Annotated in this window: 1 protein-coding gene; it reads right to left on the bottom strand. The window is 40.6% G+C overall.

Going from position 1 to position 826, the window contains the following annotated elements:
* Positions 1-42: 42 nt before the first annotated feature.
* On the bottom strand, positions 43-291 hold the full coding sequence (locus CIK86_RS19080) for a hypothetical protein (protein ID WP_096317125.1): 249 nt from the start codon (positions 289-291) through the stop codon (positions 43-45).
* Positions 292-826 lie beyond the last annotated feature (535 nt).

An 826-nucleotide genomic window follows, 5' to 3' on the forward strand; every position in this document is an offset into this window, starting at 1 on the left:
TCCTTGGTGACAGAAAATGCTTGCTGCTCAGGGGTTTTTACACTAAATCTTGCCATGAATATCTTTACTTTTTAACCAGCGATGAACAGTAGATTCCGCTACTACGAAGCGTTTTTTTTTGCTTAACCAACGTGTGATCTCTGCTATTGTCGAGCCCTTTTGGCGCAATCCTTCTATCTCAGCATGATACTTATCTAACCTTGATTTGCGCTGGCTATAGCTGCGCTTTCTGCGTAGCTCTGAATCTTTTTTTAACTCTGCAACTTCTTTATCTGGATCAAAATTGGTCATAATTTCTCTTTGTAAGTCTAACTGGAAAAGCTGTCGCTTAACTCAGCGGTAACTGAATACCTATTCGCCCCTGTTTTGCAATATCGTTTGCATAGGTTCGGACTGTTCTCACCTTAAAACGCATCAATTAAAGTTGATAAGACTTAAGCTTTACGAGCTTTAGAACGGATTTTCTCTTTTCTGAGAAGCGTATAGCCTCCAAATTTACTGTATGGGTTCAGTACTGAAACGGTTGTTTTCAGTCTCGGTTTGATTTGGTACTAACCGGTAAAGTACGGTGCTATAGGCACTACTCTTTAAGAGCTTCCTATATTACAAACAACAAAAAAAAAGTCAAAAATAAATCAATTTCACGCAATGCGTTTTAGATTTTGCGTGAAATTGCTGTATGGCTCTAACCCGCTGGGTTACAGCTCGTTTTACGAGTTGTACCCAGCGGGTTGGAGGTTTGCACAATTTTCAACTTTTTTACGCTGTTTTGGCGGGGGCTAACGCGCTGCGCTTGTTGGCTCACAAAAACGTTTAAAATCGCCCA

Origin of the sequence: Pseudoalteromonas sp. JB197 (assembly GCF_002332205.1) — a bacterium.
GTDB lineage: Bacteria > Pseudomonadota > Gammaproteobacteria > Enterobacterales > Alteromonadaceae > Pseudoalteromonas > Pseudoalteromonas nigrifaciens.